The sequence below is a fragment of the Winslowiella iniecta genome (genome assembly GCF_001267535.1).
In the GTDB taxonomy this organism is placed as follows: Bacteria; Pseudomonadota; Gammaproteobacteria; order Enterobacterales; family Enterobacteriaceae; genus Erwinia; species Erwinia iniecta.
In genome coordinates, this window is the sequence record NZ_JRXE01000074.1 from 1 (window position 1) to 333 (window position 333).

Genomic DNA, 333 nt, shown 5'->3' on the forward strand with positions numbered 1-333 from the left:
GTAGCCATAGCAGGCCAGCCGGTGACGCCCGCTGCCGGTGCGCTGATGCACCGCGCACAGGCGGCCATGCACGCCCTCATAGTCGAGCTCCACCGCCATCTCCTCGTTATCCCCGGCGATGGCGATCAGCTGGCCCGCGGCGTTCCAGCCCAGATGCTGACAGTTGTCGTGACGATCGTATATCCGCGCAATACGCCATTCGCCTTCACGCGTCGGATCGGGCTCATACAGCTGATGCTCACCGCCGCTGGTCTGCAGCACCGGCACGCCCTGCAGCGTGCACCAGAGCGTCAGGCCGTCCGCGATGAAATGAACCACATCGCCCGGACGCAC

Annotated in this window: 1 protein-coding gene; it reads right to left on the bottom strand. The window is 65.8% G+C overall.

The genetic code is table 11. From position 1 onward, the window contains the following. Positions 1 to 261: hypothetical protein (locus NG42_RS21665; RefSeq protein WP_241488399.1), on the bottom strand; the 261-nt coding region annotated here is incomplete at its 3' end. Positions 262 to 333: the final 72 nt, after the last annotated feature.